The organism is Ralstonia mojiangensis, assembly GCF_023955645.1.
In the GTDB taxonomy this organism is placed as follows: Bacteria; Pseudomonadota; Gammaproteobacteria; order Burkholderiales; family Burkholderiaceae; genus Ralstonia; species Ralstonia mojiangensis.
The window spans coordinates 175,842-194,889 of record NZ_JAMXHU010000003.1 but is presented as its reverse complement, the minus strand read 5'-3'; the positions used below and the strand labels follow the sequence as shown (position 1 = coordinate 194,889).

General features: G+C 65.0%; 17 protein-coding genes. 16 read left to right on the top strand and 1 reads right to left on the bottom strand.

Annotated features, from left to right (window positions below; translation table 11 throughout):
- Positions 1-158: 158 nt before the first annotated feature.
- Together NG898_RS12955 and clpB are read left to right on the top strand one after the other, a co-directional pair.
- Entirely contained in the window at positions 159-2,336 is a 2,178-nt protein-coding gene (locus tag NG898_RS12955; RefSeq protein WP_252692658.1) for a D-(-)-3-hydroxybutyrate oligomer hydrolase, read from the top strand.
- Positions 2,337-2,506: 170 nt separating this feature from the next.
- Positions 2,507-5,095: an ATP-dependent chaperone ClpB gene (clpB, locus tag NG898_RS12950; protein ID WP_252692657.1), complete on the top strand. Its 2,589-nt coding sequence runs from the start codon at positions 2,507-2,509 to the stop codon at positions 5,093-5,095.
- 185 nt (positions 5,096-5,280) lie between these two features.
- On the opposite strand, the gene NG898_RS12945 is transcribed toward clpB, so the two are convergent.
- Positions 5,281-5,850 (bottom strand): hypothetical protein, encoded by a 570-nt coding sequence (locus NG898_RS12945; RefSeq protein WP_252692656.1) that lies wholly within the window; start codon positions 5,848-5,850, stop codon positions 5,281-5,283.
- A 446-nt stretch (positions 5,851-6,296) separates the two neighbouring features.
- Here NG898_RS12945 and NG898_RS12940 point away from each other — a divergent pair, with 446 nt between their 5' ends.
- The 14 genes from NG898_RS12940 to NG898_RS12875 all read left to right on the top strand — a co-directional run bounded on the left by NG898_RS12940 (position 6,297) and on the right by NG898_RS12875 (position 19,007).
- Complete coding sequence (locus tag NG898_RS12940) at positions 6,297-7,316, top strand: sulfate ABC transporter substrate-binding protein (protein ID WP_252692655.1); 1,020 nt, start codon at positions 6,297-6,299, stop codon at positions 7,314-7,316.
- Between the two features lie 37 nt (positions 7,317-7,353).
- A complete protein-coding gene (gene ssuE / locus NG898_RS12935) occupies positions 7,354-7,977 on the top strand; it encodes an NADPH-dependent FMN reductase (protein WP_045787849.1) in 624 nt (207 codons plus the stop codon).
- 115 nt (positions 7,978-8,092) lie between these two features.
- Positions 8,093-9,085 (top strand): sulfonate ABC transporter substrate-binding protein, encoded by a 993-nt coding sequence (locus NG898_RS12930; protein ID WP_252692654.1) that lies wholly within the window; start codon positions 8,093-8,095, stop codon positions 9,083-9,085.
- A 5-nt stretch (positions 9,086-9,090) separates the two neighbouring features.
- Positions 9,091-10,122, top strand: coding sequence for a sulfonate ABC transporter substrate-binding protein (locus tag NG898_RS12925; protein ID WP_252692653.1), 1,032 nt, complete (start codon positions 9,091-9,093; stop codon positions 10,120-10,122).
- Between the two features lie 20 nt (positions 10,123-10,142).
- Positions 10,143-11,306, top strand: coding sequence for an FMNH2-dependent alkanesulfonate monooxygenase (ssuD, locus tag NG898_RS12920; protein WP_252692652.1), 1,164 nt, complete (start codon positions 10,143-10,145; stop codon positions 11,304-11,306).
- Positions 11,307-11,324: 18 nt separating this feature from the next.
- Positions 11,325-12,131, top strand: coding sequence for an aliphatic sulfonate ABC transporter permease SsuC (ssuC, locus tag NG898_RS12915; RefSeq protein ID WP_252692651.1), 807 nt, complete (start codon positions 11,325-11,327; stop codon positions 12,129-12,131).
- Positions 12,132-12,150: 19 nt separating this feature from the next.
- Positions 12,151-12,990 (top strand): ATP-binding cassette domain-containing protein, encoded by an 840-nt coding sequence (locus NG898_RS12910; protein WP_232042663.1) that lies wholly within the window; start codon positions 12,151-12,153, stop codon positions 12,988-12,990.
- A gap of 70 nt (positions 12,991-13,060) precedes the next feature.
- Positions 13,061-13,276 (top strand): TOBE domain-containing protein, encoded by a 216-nt coding sequence (locus tag NG898_RS12905; protein WP_004626558.1) that lies wholly within the window; start codon positions 13,061-13,063, stop codon positions 13,274-13,276.
- Positions 13,277-13,316: 40 nt separating this feature from the next.
- The gene (locus NG898_RS12900) at positions 13,317-14,201 is read left to right on the top strand and encodes an EAL domain-containing protein (RefSeq protein ID WP_252692650.1); all 885 of its coding nucleotides are present in this window, start codon (positions 13,317-13,319) and stop codon (positions 14,199-14,201) included.
- Between the two features lie 7 nt (positions 14,202-14,208).
- The gene (locus NG898_RS12895) at positions 14,209-14,883 is read left to right on the top strand and encodes an RBBP9/YdeN family alpha/beta hydrolase (protein ID WP_252692649.1); all 675 of its coding nucleotides are present in this window, start codon (positions 14,209-14,211) and stop codon (positions 14,881-14,883) included.
- Positions 14,884-15,002: 119 nt separating this feature from the next.
- The gene (gene cysT / locus NG898_RS12890; RefSeq protein ID WP_252692648.1) at positions 15,003-15,917 is read left to right on the top strand and encodes a sulfate ABC transporter permease subunit CysT; all 915 of its coding nucleotides are present in this window, start codon (positions 15,003-15,005) and stop codon (positions 15,915-15,917) included.
- 1 nt (position 15,918) lies between these two features.
- Positions 15,919-16,899 (top strand): sulfate ABC transporter permease subunit CysW, encoded by a 981-nt coding sequence (cysW, locus tag NG898_RS12885; protein ID WP_252692647.1) that lies wholly within the window; start codon positions 15,919-15,921, stop codon positions 16,897-16,899.
- Entirely contained in the window at positions 16,896-18,005 is a 1,110-nt protein-coding gene (locus NG898_RS12880; protein ID WP_252692646.1) for a sulfate/molybdate ABC transporter ATP-binding protein, read from the top strand. Before cysW ends, NG898_RS12880 begins: the two co-directional genes overlap by 4 nt.
- A gap of 42 nt (positions 18,006-18,047) precedes the next feature.
- Positions 18,048-19,007: a CysB family HTH-type transcriptional regulator gene (locus tag NG898_RS12875; protein ID WP_252692645.1), complete on the top strand. Its 960-nt coding sequence runs from the start codon at positions 18,048-18,050 to the stop codon at positions 19,005-19,007.
- The last annotated feature ends 41 nt before the right edge of the window (positions 19,008-19,048 follow it).

Here is a 19,048-nt window from a genome sequence, read left to right as displayed (position 1 = left end):
CAGTCGCGCAAATTGAGTTGCGAATGAGAAGTTGGGTTCACATACTGGTAGTGCCTGCGGTGGCGTAGGGACGTCCGGACGTCCAGTAGGGACGTGCAGTATCGAAGGTCGCCGCGGGTTGCTTTGTGTTGTTCCATCCATAACGAGAAGGAGACGCAATGAAACCAACCCGAACGGCGCGCCTGCGACGGCACGTCTCGCCAAGCAACCTCATCGCCGCCGGTGCCGTGCTGCTGGCCGGCTGCGGCGTGTTGAGCGCCTGCGGCGGCGGCAATGACGGCAACAACGTGCCGGGCAATACCAAACCAGCCTTTGCCGGCAAGGTGACCGTCAACCGGTACGACGGCGTATCGGACGACCTGCTGACCGCCGGCCTGGGCGCAAGCGGCCTGGCCTCGGCCACCGCGCCCGCCATCGCCAACCCCACCGCGCCCACGGCAGCCGAGCTGCGCCGCCTGGCGATCTACGCCAACTACCGCGCGCTGGTCGACACCGCGGCCAAGGGCGGCTACGGCACGCTCTACGGCCCGAACGTCGATGCCAGCGGCAACGTCACACAGGGCTCCGGCATGATCGCCGGGACGGAATACGTGACGTACTCCGACGACGGCACAGGCCAGCAGAATGTGGTGCTGCTCGTGCAGATTCCGGACAGCTTCGACGTCAACAACCCCTGCATCATCACTGCCACCTCGTCGGGCTCGCGCGGTATCTACGGCGCGATTTCCACCGGCGAGTGGGGCCTCAAGCGCAAGTGCGCCGCCGCCTATACCGACAAGGGCACGGGCGCCGGTCCGCACGATCTGGCTACCGACACCGTCGCCCTGCAGGACGGCACGCGCACCACGCGCAGCGCAGCTGGGTCGAACGCGCACTTTGCTGCGCCGCTCACCAGCAGCCAGCTCGCCGCTTTCAACACGGCCACGCCGAACCGGCTGGCGTTCAAGCACGCACATTCACAGCGCAACCCAGAGAAGGATTGGGGCCTGTTCACGCTGCAGGCCGTGCAATTCGCGTTCTGGGCGATCAACGACAAGGTCTCGGGGACGAGCGGTGCGTTGGTCGGCAGCGCGCTGCCGGTGCGTCCGGACAACACCATCGTCATCGCGTCGAGCATCTCCAACGGCGGCGGTGCGGCCATCGCAGCGGCCGAGCAGGACACCGGCGGGTGGATCGACGGTGTGGCCGTCGGCGAGCCCGGCCTGAACCTGCCGCCCAACACCGGTGTGCAGGTGGTGCGCGGCGGCACGACGCTGCCGACGACCGGCAAACCGCTGTTCGACTACGTGAGCTATGCCAACGTGTTCCGGCTGTGCGCGGCGTCGTCTGCGAGCGTTGCCACGGCACCGGCGCAGGCGTTCTTTGCCAGCCTCACGACGTTTCCGGCAGGTGCGCAGGCCAACCGCTGCGCAGCGCTCAAAGCGGCCGGGCTGCTGACGTCCACCACGGCAGCTGCCCAGGCTGACGAAGCCCTGCAGAAGATGCGTGCCTATGGCTGGGAGCCCGAATCGGACCTCGTGCACGCGTCGATGTCGTTCTACGAGATCGACCCATCGGTGGCGACCACGTTTGGCAATGCACTCGCGCGCGCCAGCGTGACCGACAACCTGTGCGGGCTAAGCTTCGCGGCAACTGACGCGTCGTTCCATCCGACGGCGGTGAACGCCACGGCGCTCGCGCAGATGGCGGCGCTTGGCAACGGCATTCCGCCCACCTCTGGCGTGCAGCTCGTCAACAACAACGCGCAGGGCGGGCCGACGCGCAGCAACCAGTCGGTGGACTCGACCGGCACGCAGGCCGCCAACCTCGACGGCGCGCTGTGCCTGCGCAACCTGCTGACGGGCGCCGATGCCGCGTCGCAGTCGCTGCAGACCGGCATCAGCCAGACGCTGCGCACCGGCAACCTGCAGGGCAAGCCGGCGCTGATCGTGCAGGGCCGCAATGACGCGCTGCTGCCAGTCAACCATGGCTCGCGGCCGTACCTGGGGCTGAACGCCAAGGTGGAGGGCGGCTCGAGCAAGCTGTCGTATATCGAGGTGATGAACGCGCAGCATTTCGACGGCTTCATCGACCTTGTGCCCGGCTACGACACGCTGTTCGTGCCGCTGGTGCTGTATGAGCAGCGCGCGCTGGACGCCATGTACGCCAACCTGAAGAACGGCACGCCGTTGCCGCCGTCGCAGGTGGTGCGCACGACCCCGCGCGGTGGCACGCCCGGTGCTGCACCTGCCATCAACGCGGCAAACGTGCCGAACTTCACGAGCACGCCGGCCGCGGCCGACCGCATCTCGGTGAGCGTGTCGGGCGGTGTGGCGACGGTATCGGTGCCCAACTGATGCGATAGCCAGGACGATTTTGAAGCACTTGGGACGGCGGCGTGGCCAGCAGGCGCGCCGCCGTTTGTTCTGGCGCAAATCTGCATCAAAACTCGCGTTTCCATGCTTGAAAAGCCACCGAAGCTCCCTATCTTTCGGAGCAGTGAAACATTTTCCGCAAGGGGTTTTTAATGCGTTTGGACAAACTGACCACCCGCTTCCAGGAAGCGCTGGCCGACGCGCAGAGCCTGGCGCTGGGCAACGACAATCCGTACATCGAACCCGTCCATCTGCTGCTGGCCATGCTGCGCCAGCCGGATGGCGCGACCAAGAACCTGCTCGCCCGCGCGGGCGTCAACACGGGCGCGCTGGATACGGCGCTGGACCGCGCCATCAAGCATCTGCCACAGGTGCAGGGTGGCGAACAGGTACAGGTCGGCCGTGATCTGGGCAACCTGCTGCAGCAAACCGAGAAGGAAGGCATCAAGCGCGGCGACCAGTTCATCGCCAGCGAGCTGTTCCTGCTGGCCGTGGCCGACGACAAGGGCGAGGCAGGCCGTATTGCGCGCGAACACGGCTTGTCGCGCAAGCCGCTCGAAGCCGCCATCGACGCCGTACGCGGCGGCCAGACCGTCGGCAGCGCCGAGGCCGAAAGCCAGCGCGAAGCGCTCAAGAAGTACACCATCGACCTCACCGAGATGGCCCGGATCGGCAAGCTCGACCCCGTCATCGGCCGCGATGATGAAATCCGCCGTGCCATCCAGATCCTGCAGCGTCGCACCAAGAACAACCCGGTGCTGATTGGCGAGCCGGGCGTGGGCAAGACGGCCATCGTCGAGGGGCTGGCGCAGCGCATCGTCAATGAAGAGGTGCCTGAAAGCTTGAAGAACAAGCGTGTGCTGGTGCTCGACATGGCGGGTCTGCTGGCCGGTGCCAAGTATCGCGGCGAGTTCGAGGAGCGCCTGAAGGCGGTGCTGAACGACATCGCCAAGGAAGAGGGCCGGACGATTCTCTTCATCGACGAGATCCACACCATGGTGGGCGCGGGCAAGGCCGAAGGCGCGATGGATGCCGGCAACATGCTCAAGCCGGCGCTTGCACGCGGCGAGCTGCATTGCATCGGCGCGACCACGCTGGATGAATACCGCAAGTACATCGAGAAGGACGCCGCGCTGGAGCGCCGCTTCCAGAAGGTGCTCGTGGGCGAGCCGAGCGTGGAGGCAACCATCGCCATCCTGCGCGGCCTGCAGGAGAAATATGAACTGCACCACGGCGTGGAGATCACCGACCCAGCGATCGTGGCCGCGGCTGAACTCAGCCACCGCTACATCACCGACCGCTTCCTGCCGGACAAGGCCATCGACCTGATCGACGAAGCTGCAGCGCGCATCAAGATGGAAATCGACTCGAAGCCCGAGGCGATGGACAAGCTCGACCGGCGCCTGATCCAGCTGAAGATCGAGCGCGAGGCCGTCAAGAAGGAAACCGACGAAGCGTCGCAGAAGCGCCTGGACCTGATCGAGCAGGAGATCGAACGCCTGCAGAAGGAATACGCTGATCTGGACGAGATCTGGAAGGCCGAGAAGGGCGCTGCGCAAGGTGCGGCGACGCTCAAGGAAGAGATCGAAAAGATCAAGCTGGAGATCGCCAAGCTGCAGCGTGAAGGCAAGCTCGACAAGGTGGCCGAGTTGCAATACGGCAAGCTGCCCGAACTGGAAGGCAAGTTGAAGGCCGCCACTGCCGCCGAGTCTGCCGGCCAGAAGCAGCCGAACAAGCTGCTGCGCACGCAGGTGGGTGCCGAAGAGATTGCCGAAGTCGTCAGCCGCGCCACGGGCATCCCTGTGTCGAAGATGATGACCGGCGAGCGCGAGAAGCTGCTGAAGATGGAAGACCGCCTGCACGAGCGCGTGGTCGGCCAGGACGAGGCCGTGCGTCTGGTGTCGGATGCCATCCGCCGCTCGCGCGCCGGCATTGCGGACGAGAACAAGCCCTACGGCTCGTTCCTGTTCCTGGGCCCGACGGGCGTCGGCAAGACCGAGCTGTGCAAGGCGCTGGCCGGCTTCCTGTTCGATTCGGAAGAGCACCTCATCCGCATCGACATGAGCGAGTTCATGGAGAAGCATTCCGTGAGCCGCCTGATCGGCGCGCCGCCCGGCTATGTCGGCTACGAGGAAGGCGGTTACCTGACCGAAGCCGTGCGCCGCAAGCCGTACAGCGTGGTGCTGCTCGATGAAGTGGAGAAGGCGCACCCGGACGTCTTCAACGTGCTGCTGCAAGTGCTGGACGATGGCCGCCTGACGGATGGCCAGGGCCGCACGGTCGACTTCAAGAACACGGTGATCGTGATGACGTCGAACCTCGGCTCGCAGCTCATTCAGCAGATGGCGACCGAACCGGCGGACGTGATCAAGGGCGCCGTGTGGCAGGAAGTGAAGACGCATTTCCGGCCCGAGTTCCTGAACCGCATCGACGAGGTGGTGGTGTTCCACGCGCTGGACCAACGCAACATCGAATCGATCGCGCGCATCCAGCTCAAGCGTCTGTCTGCACGCCTGGCGCAGATGGACCTGGCGCTGGAGATCAGCGACGAAGCAGTGGCCAAGCTGGCTTCAGCGGGTTACGACCCGGTGTTTGGGGCACGGCCGTTGAAGCGGGCCATCCAGCAGCAGCTTGAGAATCCGGTGGCACGGATGATCCTGGAGGGCAAGTTTGCGCCCAAGGATGTGGTGCCGGTGGATTATCGGGATGGGCAGTTCTCGTTTGATCGGGTTGTGCACTGAGGCTGTGTTGTCGTGCGTTAAAAAGCCGCTCCGGAGGGTTCCGGAGCGGCTTTTTTGTTTTTGGCTTTTTGTTTTTGTTGGTGGTGCATCCCTTGTTTCATCCCCTGCCGGGGCTGACTCACTTTCTTTGTCTTGCCAAAGAAAGTAAGCAAAGAAAGGCGCGCCCGAGATGGCGAAAGACTCCTTCAATTTTCGTAACCGGGCGGAGGCGGGGAAAACTCGCTGCGCTCAAACAGTTCCCCGCCTTTTTTCCGCCCGCTTACGAAAATTGAAGGCACCATCAAGGGCAGGAACGTCAACGACCAAACCGGTGGTTTGCGTGTCCTGTCGGAGTTTCGTTTCTTGCGGTGTGCTGCTTCGCCAAATGCCCCCGCGCCTCCAAAACCCTCAAGCCCCACCCCAAAACCCTCAACCTCCACCCTCCAAGGCTCGAACGCCACCCTCCGAGACTCGAACGCCACCCTCCAAGGCTCGAACGCCACCCTCCGAGACTCGAACGCCACCCTCCAAGGCTCGAACGCCACCCTCCGAGACTCGAACGCCACCCTCCGAGACTCGAACGCCACCCTCCGAGACTCGAACGCCACCCTCCGAGACTCGAACGCCACCCTCCGAGACTCGAACGCCACCCTCCGAGACTCGAACTCCACCCTCCAAGAGTCGAGCTCCACCCTCCAAGACTCGAACGCCACCCTCCGAGACTCGAACTCCACCCTCCAAGAGTCGAGCTCCACCCTCCAAAGCTCGAACGCCACCCTCCAAGACCCAAACTCCACCCCAAAACCCTCGCTCTCGCCCCTCCGACATCCAAACCGAGCGAAAAAATCAGCCGCCTTCGACCCTCCAACACTCAAGCGTCACCCTAAAACCCTCAAGCTCCACGCTCCAACCCCCAAGCGCCACCCAAAAACACTCGACCCAACGTCTCTCCAAGGCCCGACCTCCACCCAAAACCCCCGGAGTCCCGCTGTCCGAGGCCCAAGCTCGGCTCTCCAACATCCAAAGCCGAGGGTTTGACCCTCAAGCGCCACGCCTGCACCCCCGCTCAAAGCCCTTGGCCCCGCATCCACGCAGCCCCAATCCCCGCCTTTATGCAAAAACCAATGAACATTCCCTGAAACCATTCGTTCCCCGTACAAGACCCGCTCGGTAGTCTTGCTCCTATTCCAAATCCATCAGAGATCAGAAACGGAGCTGCAAGATGATTCGCAAGTTTGTTTTCAACACGCTTGTACGTGCTACGGCGGCTGCCATCGTGGCGGGGGGAACCGTGGGTGCGCATGCGGCAACGACACTGCTGAATGTGTCGTACGACCCGACGCGCGAGCTGTACAAGGAAATCAACACCGAATTTGCCAAGAAGTGGAAGGCCGAAACGGGTGAGGACATCACCCTGCGCGCTTCGCATGGCGGTTCGGGCAAGCAGGCGCGCTCCGTGATCGACGGGCTGGATGCCGATGTGGTGACGCTGGCGCTGGGCTACGACATCGACGCGATCGCCGAGAAGGGCCTGACGGGCAAGGACTGGCAGAAGCGCCTGCCGCACAACGCCTCGCCGTACACGTCGACCATCGTCTTCCTGGTGCGCAAGGGCAACCCGAAGGGCATCAAGGACTGGAATGACCTGGTCAAGCCGGGCATCGCCGTCATCACGCCGAACCCGAAGACCTCCGGCGGTGCACGCTGGAATTACCTGGCCGCCTGGGCCTACGCGCTGAAGCAGCCGGGCGGTTCGGACGCCACCGCCAAGGATTTCGTGCAGAAGCTCTACAAGAACGTGCCGGTGCTCGATTCGGGTGCGCGCGGTGCGACCACCACCTTTACCGAGCGCGGTATCGGTGACGTGCTGATCGCATGGGAAGACGAAGCGCTGCTGGCAGCGCGCGTGGAAGGCAAGGACAAGTTTGACGTGGTGGTGCCGTCGATTTCCATCCTGGCCGAGCCGCCGGTGGCGGTGGTGGACAAGGTGGCCGACAAGAAGGGCACGCGCAAGGCCGCGGAGGCGTATCTCAAGTTCCTGTACACGCCGCAAGGGCAGGAGATCGGTGCGAAGAACTTCTATCGCCCGACCGACCCGGCCGTGGCCAAGAAGCACGAGAGCGAATTCCCGAAGGTGAAGCTCGTGACCATCGACGACACGTTCGGCGGCTGGCAGAAGGCGCAGAAGACGCACTTTGCCGACGGCGAGCAGTTTGATCAGCTCTATCAACCGGGCAAGTAAGGCCCACACGACGTAACGACATCGGGTGATCCGCATCATGCAAATCCTGACGATTTCCGGCAGCCCTTCGGCGCAATCGCGATCTGCGCGCCTGCTGGGCCACGTGCGTGCGCAGCTCGAACGCGCCGGCGAGCAGGCGGACCACCTGGACCTGCGCAGCCTTCCAGCCGATGCGCTGCTGGGCGCGCAGGTGTCCGACCCCGCCATCGCCGATGCGGTGGCGCGGGTGGAAGCGGCAGGCGTGGTGATTCTTGCCACGCCGGTCTACAAGGCGGCCTACAGCGGGCTGCTCAAGACGTTTCTCGATCTGCTGCCGCAGAGCGGGCTGCGCGACAAGGTCGTGCTGCCGATTGCCACCGGCGGCAGCCTCGCCCATACGCTGGCGATCGACTACGCGCTGCGCCCCGTGCTGACGGCGCTGGCGGCGCGCTCGATCCTGCCGGGCATCTTTGCAGTCGACTCGCAGATTGTCGTGGCAGATGACGGCGTGAGCGTCGACCCAGCGCTGCAGCAGCGCCTGGATGACGGCGTGGAGCGCGTGCATCAGGCACTGGCGCTGGCACGGCATCCGGCCGTGGCGCAGGTCATCGTTTCGAGCCGCAGCGCGGTGCGTGCCACGTTCCAGGCCGCCGACGAAGAACGAATGCGATGTCTGGCGTGATGCGCTGACCGCGCCGCCTTACACACAGGCTCACTGCTTTCCCGTTGTTGTCACGCCGCGCAGCCGCTGCGCGCGGATCGTGCCGTCCATACATCCCGCATCGACCGAACTTGCCATGAAAACCCATTCGCCCCTGCGCAGGACTTTGACCCTTGCCGCCACGCTGCTTGCCACGCTCGGCGCGCCTGCCGCATTTGCCAACAGCGATGCGCCGCCCCCCACCGCCGCCAAGCAGCTGCGCATCGGCTATCAGAAATACGGCACGCTGACGGTGCTCAAGGCACGCGGCACGCTGGAAAAGCGCCTTGCCGCGCAGGGCATCGAAGTGAAGTGGACGGAGTTTCCGGCGGGCCCGCAGCTGCTGGAAGGCCTGAACGTGGGCGCCATTGATTTCGGCACCACGGGTGAAGCACCGACGATCTTCGCGCTGGCTGCGGGGGCGCACCTCGTCTATGTCGGCAACCAGCCGCCCGCGCCGGCCGGCGAGGCGATCATCGTGCCGAAGACGTCGCCGCTCAAGAGCGTGGCCGATCTCAAGGGCAAGCGCGTCGCCTTCAACAAGGGTTCGAACGTGCATTACCTGCTGGTGAAGCTGCTGGAAAAGGCCAATGTGCCTTACAGCGATATCCAGCCTGTGTACCTCACCCCCGCCGATGCGCGTGCCGCCTTCGAGCGCGGCGCCATCGACGCCTGGGTGATCTGGGATCCGTTCTTTGCCGCGGCCGAACAACAACTGGGCGCGCGCGTGCTGGCCGACGGCACGGGCGTGGTCAACAACTCGCAGTACTTCCTGGCGTCGAAGGGCTATGCGGGCGCGCGGCCCGATGTGCTGAACATCGTGCTGGATGAACTGAAGAAGACCGACACCTGGGCAGCGGCCAACCCGAAGGATGTGACGACCATTCTCGGCCCGCAGCTCGGCCTGGAGCCGGCGGTGGTGGCGCGCTCGGTGTCGCGCATTGCCTATGGCATCCAGCCCGTGGGCGCCGAGGCGCTGGCCGACCAGCAGCGCATTGCCGATACGTTCCACGCGCTCAAGCTGATCCCGCGTCCCGTCAAGGTGGCCGATGCTGCGTGGCAGCCGACCACCCAACAGGCAGCGCGCTGATTGCCATGACGATCGACATCCAACGCCGTCGCCTGCTGAACGCCACCGTGGCAGGCGCATCGCTTGCCATGCTTGGGTCCATCGCGCACGCCGCCAATGCCGCAACCGCCACCCCCGCGGCGGCAGGCCTGCCCAAGGAGACGCCGCCCGCGCAACTGCGCATCGGTTTCCAGAAGAGCGCGGTCAACCTGGTCATCGTGAAAGAAAACCGGGCGCTGGAGCAGCGCTTTCCGGGCACCAAGATCAGCTGGCAGGAGTTTCCGGCCGGGCCGCAGCAGCTCGAAGCGCTGTCTGCGGGCAGTCTCGACCTCGCCATCACGGGCGATACGCCGCCGGTATTCGCGCAGGCGGCGGGCAAGGACTTGCGCTACGTGGGCGTGGAGCCACCCAAACCGGACAGTTCCGCCATCCTTGTGCAGCAGGATTCGACGCTCAAGACGCTGGCTGACCTGAAGGGCAAGCGCGTGGCGCTGCAGAAGGGTTCGAGCGCGCACTTCCTGATCGTGCGGGGCCTGCAGAAGGGCGGCTTGAGCTTTGCCGATATCCAGCCCGTGTACCTGACGCCGGCCGACGCGCGCGCCGCTTTCGAGCGCGGCAGCGTCGACGCCTGGGGCATCTGGGATCCGTACTACGCCGCCACGGAACTCGCGATCAAACCGCGCGTGCTGGCCACCGGGCGCACGCTGTCGTCCAACAACTCGTTCTATTTCGCGCCGACGGCCTTTACGGAAAAGCACGGCGACACCATTGCCGCCATCTTTGCAGAGCTGTCGCGCGCCGATCGCCTCGTGCAGGAGAACCGCAAGGAAGCCGCGCAGCGCATTGCAGATTTCTCCGGGCTGTCGCTGGCGACGGTGCATCTGTTCCTGTCGCGCCGGCCGCCTTCGCCCGTGCGGCCGGTCACGCCCGAAGCGGTGGCCGAGCAGCAGCGCGTGGCCGATGCCTTCCACGGGCTGGGGCTGATTCCGCGCCCGGTCAAGCCGATCGAACTGGTCTGGCACCCGACGCCCGCGCAACTGGCGATTGCCCAACGCTGAATACGATTCGAGGAGTTGTCATGCAAGTTTTCTGGTTCATCCCGACGCACGGCGACAGCCGCTATCTCGGCACCGCCGAGGGCGCCCGCCAAGTCGATCACACCTATCTGCAGCAGGTGGCCGTAGCCGCCGATACGCTCGGCTACGAGGGCGTGCTGATCCCCACCGGCCGCTCGTGCGAAGACCCGTGGATCGTGGCCGCGAGCCTGATTCCCGTCACCAAGCGCCTGCGTTTCCTGGTGGCAGTGCGCCCCGGGCTGATGGCGCCGACGCTGGCCGCCCGCATGGCCGCCACGTACGACCGTCTCTCGAATGGCCGTTTGCTGGTAAACCTCGTCACGGGTGGCGACCCGTCGGAGCTGGCAGGCGATGGTCTGTTCCTGGACCACGCGCAACGCTACGAAGCCTCGGAAGAATTCATCCGCATCTGGCGTGAAACGCTGGCCGCGAGCCATGAAGGCGCTGCGCTGGATTACACCGGCAAGCACCTCAGCGTGAAGGGCGCGAAGGTGCTGTATCCGCCCGTGCAGCGGCCGCATCCGCCGGTGTATTTCGGTGGGTCGTCGGAAGCGGCGCATGAGCTGGCGGCCGAGCAGGTCGACACGTATCTCACCTGGGGCGAACCGCCTGCCGCCGTGGCCGAGAAGCTGGCCGACGTGCGGGCGCGTGCTGCCAAGCATGGCCGCACCGTGCGCTTCGGTATCCGCCTGCACGTGATCGTGCGCGAGACGGACGATGAAGCCTGGGCTGCCGCAGACAAGCTCATCAGCAAGCTCGACGACGATACCGTTGCGCGCGCGCAAGAGGCCTTCCGCAAGATGGATTCGGCCGGCCAGCAACGCATGGCTGCGCTGCATGCCGGCGGCGTCAAACGCACGCGCGCCGATCTGGAGATCAGCCCGAACCTGTGGGCGGGTGTGGGGCTGGTGCGCGGTGGTGCCGGCACGGCGCTGGTGGGCGATCCGCAAACCGTGGCCGCGCGCATGAAGGAATACGCCGAGTTGGGCATCGATACGTTCGTGCTGTCCGGTTATCCGCATCTGGAAGAGGCCTACCGCTTTGCCGAACTGGTGTTCCCGCTGTTGCCGCGCTCGGTGCGCGACAAGCTGCCGGGCAACGTGCTGAACGGCCCGTTTGGCGAAGTGATTGCCACGGGCATCGTGCCGCGCGTGGCGGCAAGTTGAGCCGAGAGGAGCGAGGCGATGGCATCCAAGTCGAAACCGAAGGCAAACACCTTCCTGCGTTCCGCCCAGCAACGACTGGCGCCGTGGATCGTGCCGCTTGTGCTGCTGGTGCTGTGGCAGGCCTCGGCCCAATGGGGCTGGCTGTCGAACCGCATCCTGCCGGCACCGCTGGACGTGGCGAAATCCGCCGTGGCGCTGGCACGCTCGGGTGAGCTGTGGACGCACGTGGCCGTGAGCACGTGGCGCGCGCTGCTGGGCTTTGCGATCGGTGGCTCGCTGGGGCTGGCGCTGGGCTTGCTGACCGGCACCTTCCGCACCGCAGAGACCCTGCTCGACACCACGCTGCAGATGGTCCGCAACATCCCGGTGCTGGCGCTGATTCCGCTCGTGATCCTGTGGTTCGGCATCGATGAATCGGCCAAGCTGTTCCTGGTATCGCTGGGCGTGTTCTTCCCGATCTACCTGAACACGTATCACGGCATCCGCTCGGTCGATCCGGCCCTGGTGGAGATGGCCCGCAGCTACGGCCTCTCGCGTGCGCAGTTGTATCGCGAGGTGATCCTGCCCGGCGCGCTGCCGCAGATCCTGGTGGGCGTGCGCTTCTCGCTCGGCCTGATGTGGGTGACCCTGATCGTGGCAGAGACGGTGTCTGCGCAGGCCGGCATCGGCTACATGACGATGAACGCGCGCGAGTTCCTGCAGACCGACGTGGTGCTGCTGGGCATCCTGCTGTACGCGCTGCTCGGCAAGCTGGCCGATCTGCTGTCGCGTGCGCTGGAGCGCTTCTGGCTGCGCTGGCACCCTGGTTATCAAGCGGCGGCCTGAGGCTGAATTGGAGAGACGCATGCAAAGCAACGCCACTGAACACGCCGCGCTGGCCGGCACCGCATTGCACATCGAGCACGTCGTCAAACGCTATGGCGACCGTGAAGTGCTGCACGGCATCGATCTGGACATCACGCCGGGCGAGTTTGTCGTCATCGTCGGGCGCAGCGGCTGCGGCAAGAGCACGCTGCTGCGGCTGATTGCCGGGCTGGAAGGTATCGACGATGGCCACCTGCGTCGCGACGGCGACGCCGAAGATGGCCTGCACGACGACGCTCGCGTGATGTTCCAGGATGCGCGCCTGCTGCCGTGGAAGAAGGTGCTCGACAACGTTGCGCTTGGGCTGCCGAAGACACAGCGTGCGCAAGCCGCTGAAGTGCTTGCACAAGTCGGGCTGGCCGAGCGGGCAGGGGAATGGCCCGCGCGCCTGTCGGGCGGGCAGCGCCAGCGTGTGGCATTGGCGCGCGCGCTCGTGCATCGGCCGCGCCTGCTGCTGCTGGACGAGCCGCTGGGCGCGCTCGACGCGCTCACCCGCATCGACATGCAGAACCTGATCGAAGGCCTGTGGCAACGCCTCGGCTTTACCGCCGTACTTGTTACGCACGATGTGGCCGAGGCGGTGGCGCTGGCCGACCGCGTGGTGCTGATCGAAGACGGCCGCATTGCGCTGGATGAACGCATTGATCTGCCGCGTCCGCGCCACCGTGGTTCGCCCGCGTTTGCCCGGCTGGAAGAAGCCATCCTCAACCGCGTGATGCAGCGCAAGATCGATCCGAACGAAGTGACCGATGTGCGTTCGCACACGGCGTGGGCATCACCCTTTGACGTGTCGGCCACTGCCGTGCGCTGGGCCGTGTGAGGCGCTGCAAACCTTTCTCCTGAAAACATTCATTGGCACGTAGTGCCGTTGTCACCTAAGAAGGAACATCATGAGCATTCAAGCGATTAACGTACGCAACCAGTTTCGCGGGCAGATCAAGGAGATCATCCGGGGCGACGTGCTCTCGGAGATCGACGTGGAGACCCCGGCCGGCATCGTGACCTCGGTCATCACCACGCGCTCGGTCGACAGCCTTGGCCTGAAGATCGGCAGCGAAGTCGTTGCGCTGGTGAAGGCGACTGAAGTATCGATCGCCAAACTGTAAGGACGGGGAGGAGACGGCGACCCAACAAGGAGCCTCACCCATGAGCCTGATGCACACCACAGCACTCGCACAATTTCTCGGCACGTTGCCGAGCGCCCCGACTCCGGACCGCCAGTTGTGGCGCGACGCCGCTGGCCGCGTGCAGGGCCAGTTCTTCCACTGCGCGCTGACCAGCCTGTTTGAACCGGTCTGGCAGCTTGCTGCGGATGGCTCGCTTGCCCCCGCCGGCCACGAAGCGCTGATGCGCACCTGGACGCGCGACGGCGATCTGGGCCTGAACCCGTGGAAGGTGTTTTCGCTGGCGTCGGATGACAGCACGCTGGTCGAACTGGACCGCCTGTGCCGGCTGGTGCATACGCTCAACTATTTTTCGCGCACCGACGCGCGGCGGCTGGTCGTCAACGTGCATGGCCGGTTGCTGGCGGCGGTGGCGGCCGACCATGGCAAGGCGTTCCATCGCGCGGTGACGGCGCTGGGGCTGCATCCGGAGCAATTCGTCATCCAGGTGCCGTCTACGGCCAATGACGATCTGGGGCTGCTGCTGTTCGTGGTGGACAACTACCGGCGCAACGGTTTTGCCGTGGCCGTGCAGGCATCGGACCCGGCGGAAGCTGGCGCGCTGCTCGTGCATGCCAAGCCGGCGTACCTGAAGCTCGATGCGCGGCGCGATTGGCGTACGCGGAACGTGGTGTCGCTGGCCGATTCCGCGCGTGAGTTGGGCGTGACGCTGGCATTGCGGCGTTGCGAACGCCCGAGCGATCTGGAGCTGGCACGGGCGGCCGGTATCGCCTATGTGCAGGGCAGCATCCTGCCCGGCGCGGAACCTGAGCCGGACGCTGTACCCACGCCACTGGTGATACCGATGGCGCAGGCGCCGCTGGTGCAACAGCAGCAGTGCGCGGCGGGCATTTCTCTGACGCAATGAGCACGATATGGCACGCAGCGCACTCGCAACCGCATCGGACGCATCCGCCTGGCAGTGGCCGGCAGACGCCGTCATCCTGACCGTTCCTGGTTTGCATGGCAGCGGCCCCGGCCACTGGCAGACGCGCTGGGAGCAGCGCTTCCCGGCGTGGCGCCGCGTGGTGCAGACGGATTGGTCGACGCCTGACCTGCCGCGCTGGTCTGCCCGCGTGGGCGAAGCGGTACATGCGGCACTGGCCGAGCGTCCGCCGATACGCGCGCGGCGCCCCGTGATCTTGGTGGCGCATAGCTTCGGCTGCCTGGCGGCGCTGCACTGGGCGGTTCAGACAAAAGAGGCCGTGGCCGCGGCGCTGCTGGTTGCGCCGGCCGATCCGGACAAATTCGGTGTGCGCGATCTGCTTCCGGACCACGCGTTGCCGTTTCCCATCACGCTCGTTGCCAGCCGAAATGACCCGTGGATGCCGCAAGGCAGCGCCATCGACTGGGGGGCGCGTTGGGGCGCCGAGTTTATTGACGCCGGCGAGGCTGGCCATATCAACGCTGACTCCAACCTTGGCGACTGGGACGCTGGCTTGACGGTGCTTGATCGCCTGATCGGTCGCGCAAGTGCAGAAGACACCACCCGCGATGGCGCCGACTGGCAAGCCCAGTGGGATGTCTTACCGAGCACTCCTTATATCTAAAACGATGATGCACATGCGCAAATATTCGTTTTCGTCATAAGAACGTTTCGCCACAATCGGTTCATCTGCATATCGGCCGCAGTGTTTTTTGCCCTGCGGCCATCTTTATCGGTGCGCTGATGAGCCTGTTTTCTGCGTTTTCTTTGTCCAAGCGGCGTAAGCCCGCCAATGTGCTGCCCGGTTTCGGGCTGGCGCTGGGCTTTTCGCTGCTGTACCTCGCGCTGATCGTCCTGATTCCGCTGTCGGCGACCGTCCTCAAGACGTTCACCATGACGTGGGATGCGTTCTGGACAACCGTCACCGCACCGCGCGTGGTGGCGTCGTACAAGCTGACGTTCGGCGCCTCGCTAATCGCGGCAGTGATCAACCTCGTGTTCGGGCTGATCGTGGCGTGGGTGCTGGTGCGCTATCGCTTTCCGGGCAAAAGGCTGATCGACGCGTTGGTGGACCTGCCGTTTGCGCTGCCGACTGCAGTGGCCGGCATCGCGTTGACTGCGTTGTACGCGCCGAATGGCTGGATCGGCTCGCGGCTGGAACCGCTAGGGCTGAAGGTCGCATTCACGCCGCTGGGGATCGTGGTGGCGCTGACGTTCATCGGCCTGCCGTTTGTTGTGCGCACGGTGCAGCCGGTGCTCGAAGACTTGGAGGCCGAACTTGAAGAGGCCGCAGCCAGCCTGGGCGCCACGCGCTGGCAGACCTTCACTCGCGTGATTCTGCCGACCTTGCTGCCTGCATTGCTGACGGGTTTTGCGCTGGCCTTTGCGCGTGCCACGGGCGAGTACGGCTCGGTCATCTTCATCGCCGGCAACATGCCGATGGTCTCCGAGATCACGCCGTTGATGATCTATTCCAAGCTGGAGCAGTTCGATTACGCGGGCGCCACGGCCATTGCCGTCGTCATGCTCGGTATCTCGTTCACGTTGCTGCTCGTGATCAACCTGCTGCAAGCCTGGACGCGCCGCCGCGGCAATCGCAATGACGCCATCGAGCGTGCCCCCGAACCCCCGACCGCCAACGCGGCAGCTGGAGCCTGACATGGCCGGTACTGTTTCCCGTCAACCTGGTCAGGCGCCCGCAGTGGGCCGGCGTGGTGCCACCGCCGAATCAGCCTGGGTGCGCGCAACGCTGATTCTGGTTTCGTTCGCGTTCCTGGCGCTGTTCCTGTTCGTGCCGCTGGCGAGCGTGTTTGTCGAGGCGTTCAAGAAGGGCGTTGACGTGTATCTCGAAGCGCTCATCGAGCCCGATGCGCTTTCGGCGATCTACCTGACGTTGACCACCGCCGCGATTGCCGTGCCGCTGAACGTGGTGTTTGGCGTGGCGGCGGCGTGGGCCATCGCCAAGTTCGAGTTTCGCGGCAAGAACCTGCTGCTGACGTTGATCGACTTGCCGTTCTCGGTGTCGCCCGTCATTGCGGGGTTGATCTACGTGCTGCTGTTTGGCGCACAAGGCTGGTTCGGGCCTTACCTGTCCGACCACGATTTCAAGGTCATTTTTGCGGTGCCGGGCATTGTGCTGGCCACCGTGTTTGTCACGTTTCCGTTTGTGGCGCGCGAGCTGATTCCGCTCATGCAGGCGCAGGGCAGCGAAGAGGAAGAGGCCGCCATCGTGCTCGGCGCTTCGGGCTGGCAGACGTTCTTTCGCGTGACGCTGCCGAACATCAAGTGGGGCCTGCTGTACGGCGTGATTCTCTGCAACGCGCGGGCGATGGGCGAGTTTGGTGCGGTGTCGGTGGTGTCGGGCCACATTCGCGGGCTGACCAACACGATGCCGCTGCACGTGGAAATTCTCTACAACGAATACAACTTTGCGGCCGCGTTTGCCGTGGCCTCGCTGCTGACGTTGCTGGCGCTCGTCACGCTGGCGCTGAAGACGCTGGTCGAATGGCGCAGCCGCCGCGAACTGGCCGATGCGGATGCCGGCGTGGGCGAAGGCCCGGGCCAGCGCGTTGCGCAACAAACACCCATTTCGCATTCGCACGTCTCTGTGCAATCTCCGCTCGAAGGGAGCGTCGCATGAGCATCCAGGTTCAACACATCACCAAGCGCTTTGGCAATTTCGTTGCCCTCAACGATGTTTCGCTCGACTTCAAGCAGGGCGAACTGACTGCGCTGCTGGGCCCGTCGGGTTGCGGCAAGACCACGCTGCTGCGCATCATCGCGGGTTTGGAGCATGCCGATTCGGGCACGATTCACCTCAACGGCGAAGACGCATCGGACCAGCATGTGCGCGAGCGCCAGGTCGGCTTCGTGTTCCAGCATTACGCGCTGTTCAAGCACATGACGGTGTTCGAGAACGTGGCCTTTGGCTTGCGTGTGAAACCGCGTGCGCAGCGGCCGAGTGAGGCACAGATCCGCGCCAAGGTGAGGGAGCTGCTGGAACTCGTGCAGCTGGATTGGCTGGCCGATCGTTACCCGCCGCAGCTGTCTGGCGGGCAGCGTCAGCGAATTGCCCTGGCGCGCGCGCTGGCGGTGGAGCCGCGCGTGCTGCTGCTCGACGAGCCGTTTGGCGCGCTCGATGCCAAGGTGCGCAAGGAACTGCGCCGCTGGCTGCGCCGTCTGCATGACGATCTGCATGTCACCAGCCTGTTCGTCACGCACGACCAGGAAGAAGCGCTGGAAGTGGCCGACAACGTGGTGCTGATGAACCGCGGCGAGGTAGAGCAGGTCGGCAGCCCCGATGCGGTCTACAACACGCCGGCCACGCCGTTTGTCTATGGCTTCCTGGGCAACGTGAACCTGTTCCACGGGCGCCTGGAAGAAGGCGAGGGCGGCAGCGTGCTGCACGTGGGCGATTCCGCCATTGCTGTGCCGTCGGGTGGCGTGGATTCGTCGCGTGCCGATCAGGCGGTGGCCTTCGTACGCCCGCACGAGATCGATCTGGAGCGCTACGCCCCGGGCGCCGAGGGCATTCCCGTCATGCTGCGCCGCGCGCTCACGCTTGGCGCTATCGCCCAGCTTGAGCTGGAGCGCGAAGACACCGACGACATCATCGAAGTCTCCCTGCCCATCGAGCGCTTCCGCGCCGAGGGCTTCCGCGAAGGCGAAACGCTGGTGGTGCGCCCGCGCGCCATTCGCGTGTTCGCGCAAGGCAACGCACGGCCCGTCGCGCAAGCCGCCGTGTAACACGACGCTCCGACGACAAACCAATACGAGAGGACACGAGCCATGAACTTCCAGCAACTGCGTTCCATCCGCGAGGCGGTGCGCCGCCAGTTCAACCTGACCGAAGTCGCCAACGCGCTGTACACGTCGCAGCCCGGCGTGTCGCGGCAGATTCGCGAGCTGGAGGATGAGTTGGGCGTGGAGATTTTCGAGCGCTACGGCAAGCGGCTCACGGGCCTGACCGAACCGGGCCGCGAGATCGTCCGCATTGTCGAGCGCCTGCTGCTCGAAGCCGAAAACCTGCGCCAGGCCGGTGAGGAATTCTCTGGCCGACAATCCGGCCGCCTGACTGTGGCAACCACGCACACGCAGGCGCGCTATGCGCTGCCGAAGGTGGTGCAGTCGTTCCGCAAGGAATATCCGCATGTCACGCTGGCGCTGCAGGAGGCATCGCCTTCGCACATCGTCGAGCTGCTGCTGACGGGGCAGGCCGATATCGGCATCGCTACCGAGGCAGTGGCCAACGAGCCGGGGCTGACGTCGTTCGAGGCGTATCGCTGGCGCCACGTGCTGGTGGTCAGCCCGGATCATCCGCTGACCAAGAATCCGCTGCCCACGTTGGAAGATGTAGCGCAATACCCGCTCATCACCTACGACGCGGGCTTTACTGGCCGCCGCAACATCGACGCCGCATTTGCCGGCGCCGGACTGCACCCGGAGATCGTGCTGACCGCCATGGATGCGGACGTCATCAAGACCTACGTGGCGCTGGATGTGGGCGTGGGCATCATCGCCTCGATGGCGTATGACGGGCGCAAGGACGACAACCTCGTCTGCATTGGGGCAGATCATCTGTTCGAGCCGAATACCACGCGTGTGGCGGTGCGCCGCGGGGCGTATCTGCGTGCCTATGCACACGACTTTATCGGGATGTTTGCGCCGCACCTCTCCCGTGACACGGTGGCGGAAGCGGTGGCTTCCACGGTGGTGAGCCAGTCCGCGCGGGAGGCGTTGGCGGCATAGCCACGGCTGCTGTGTGTCGGCGGAGCCGGCTGCGCGCCGTT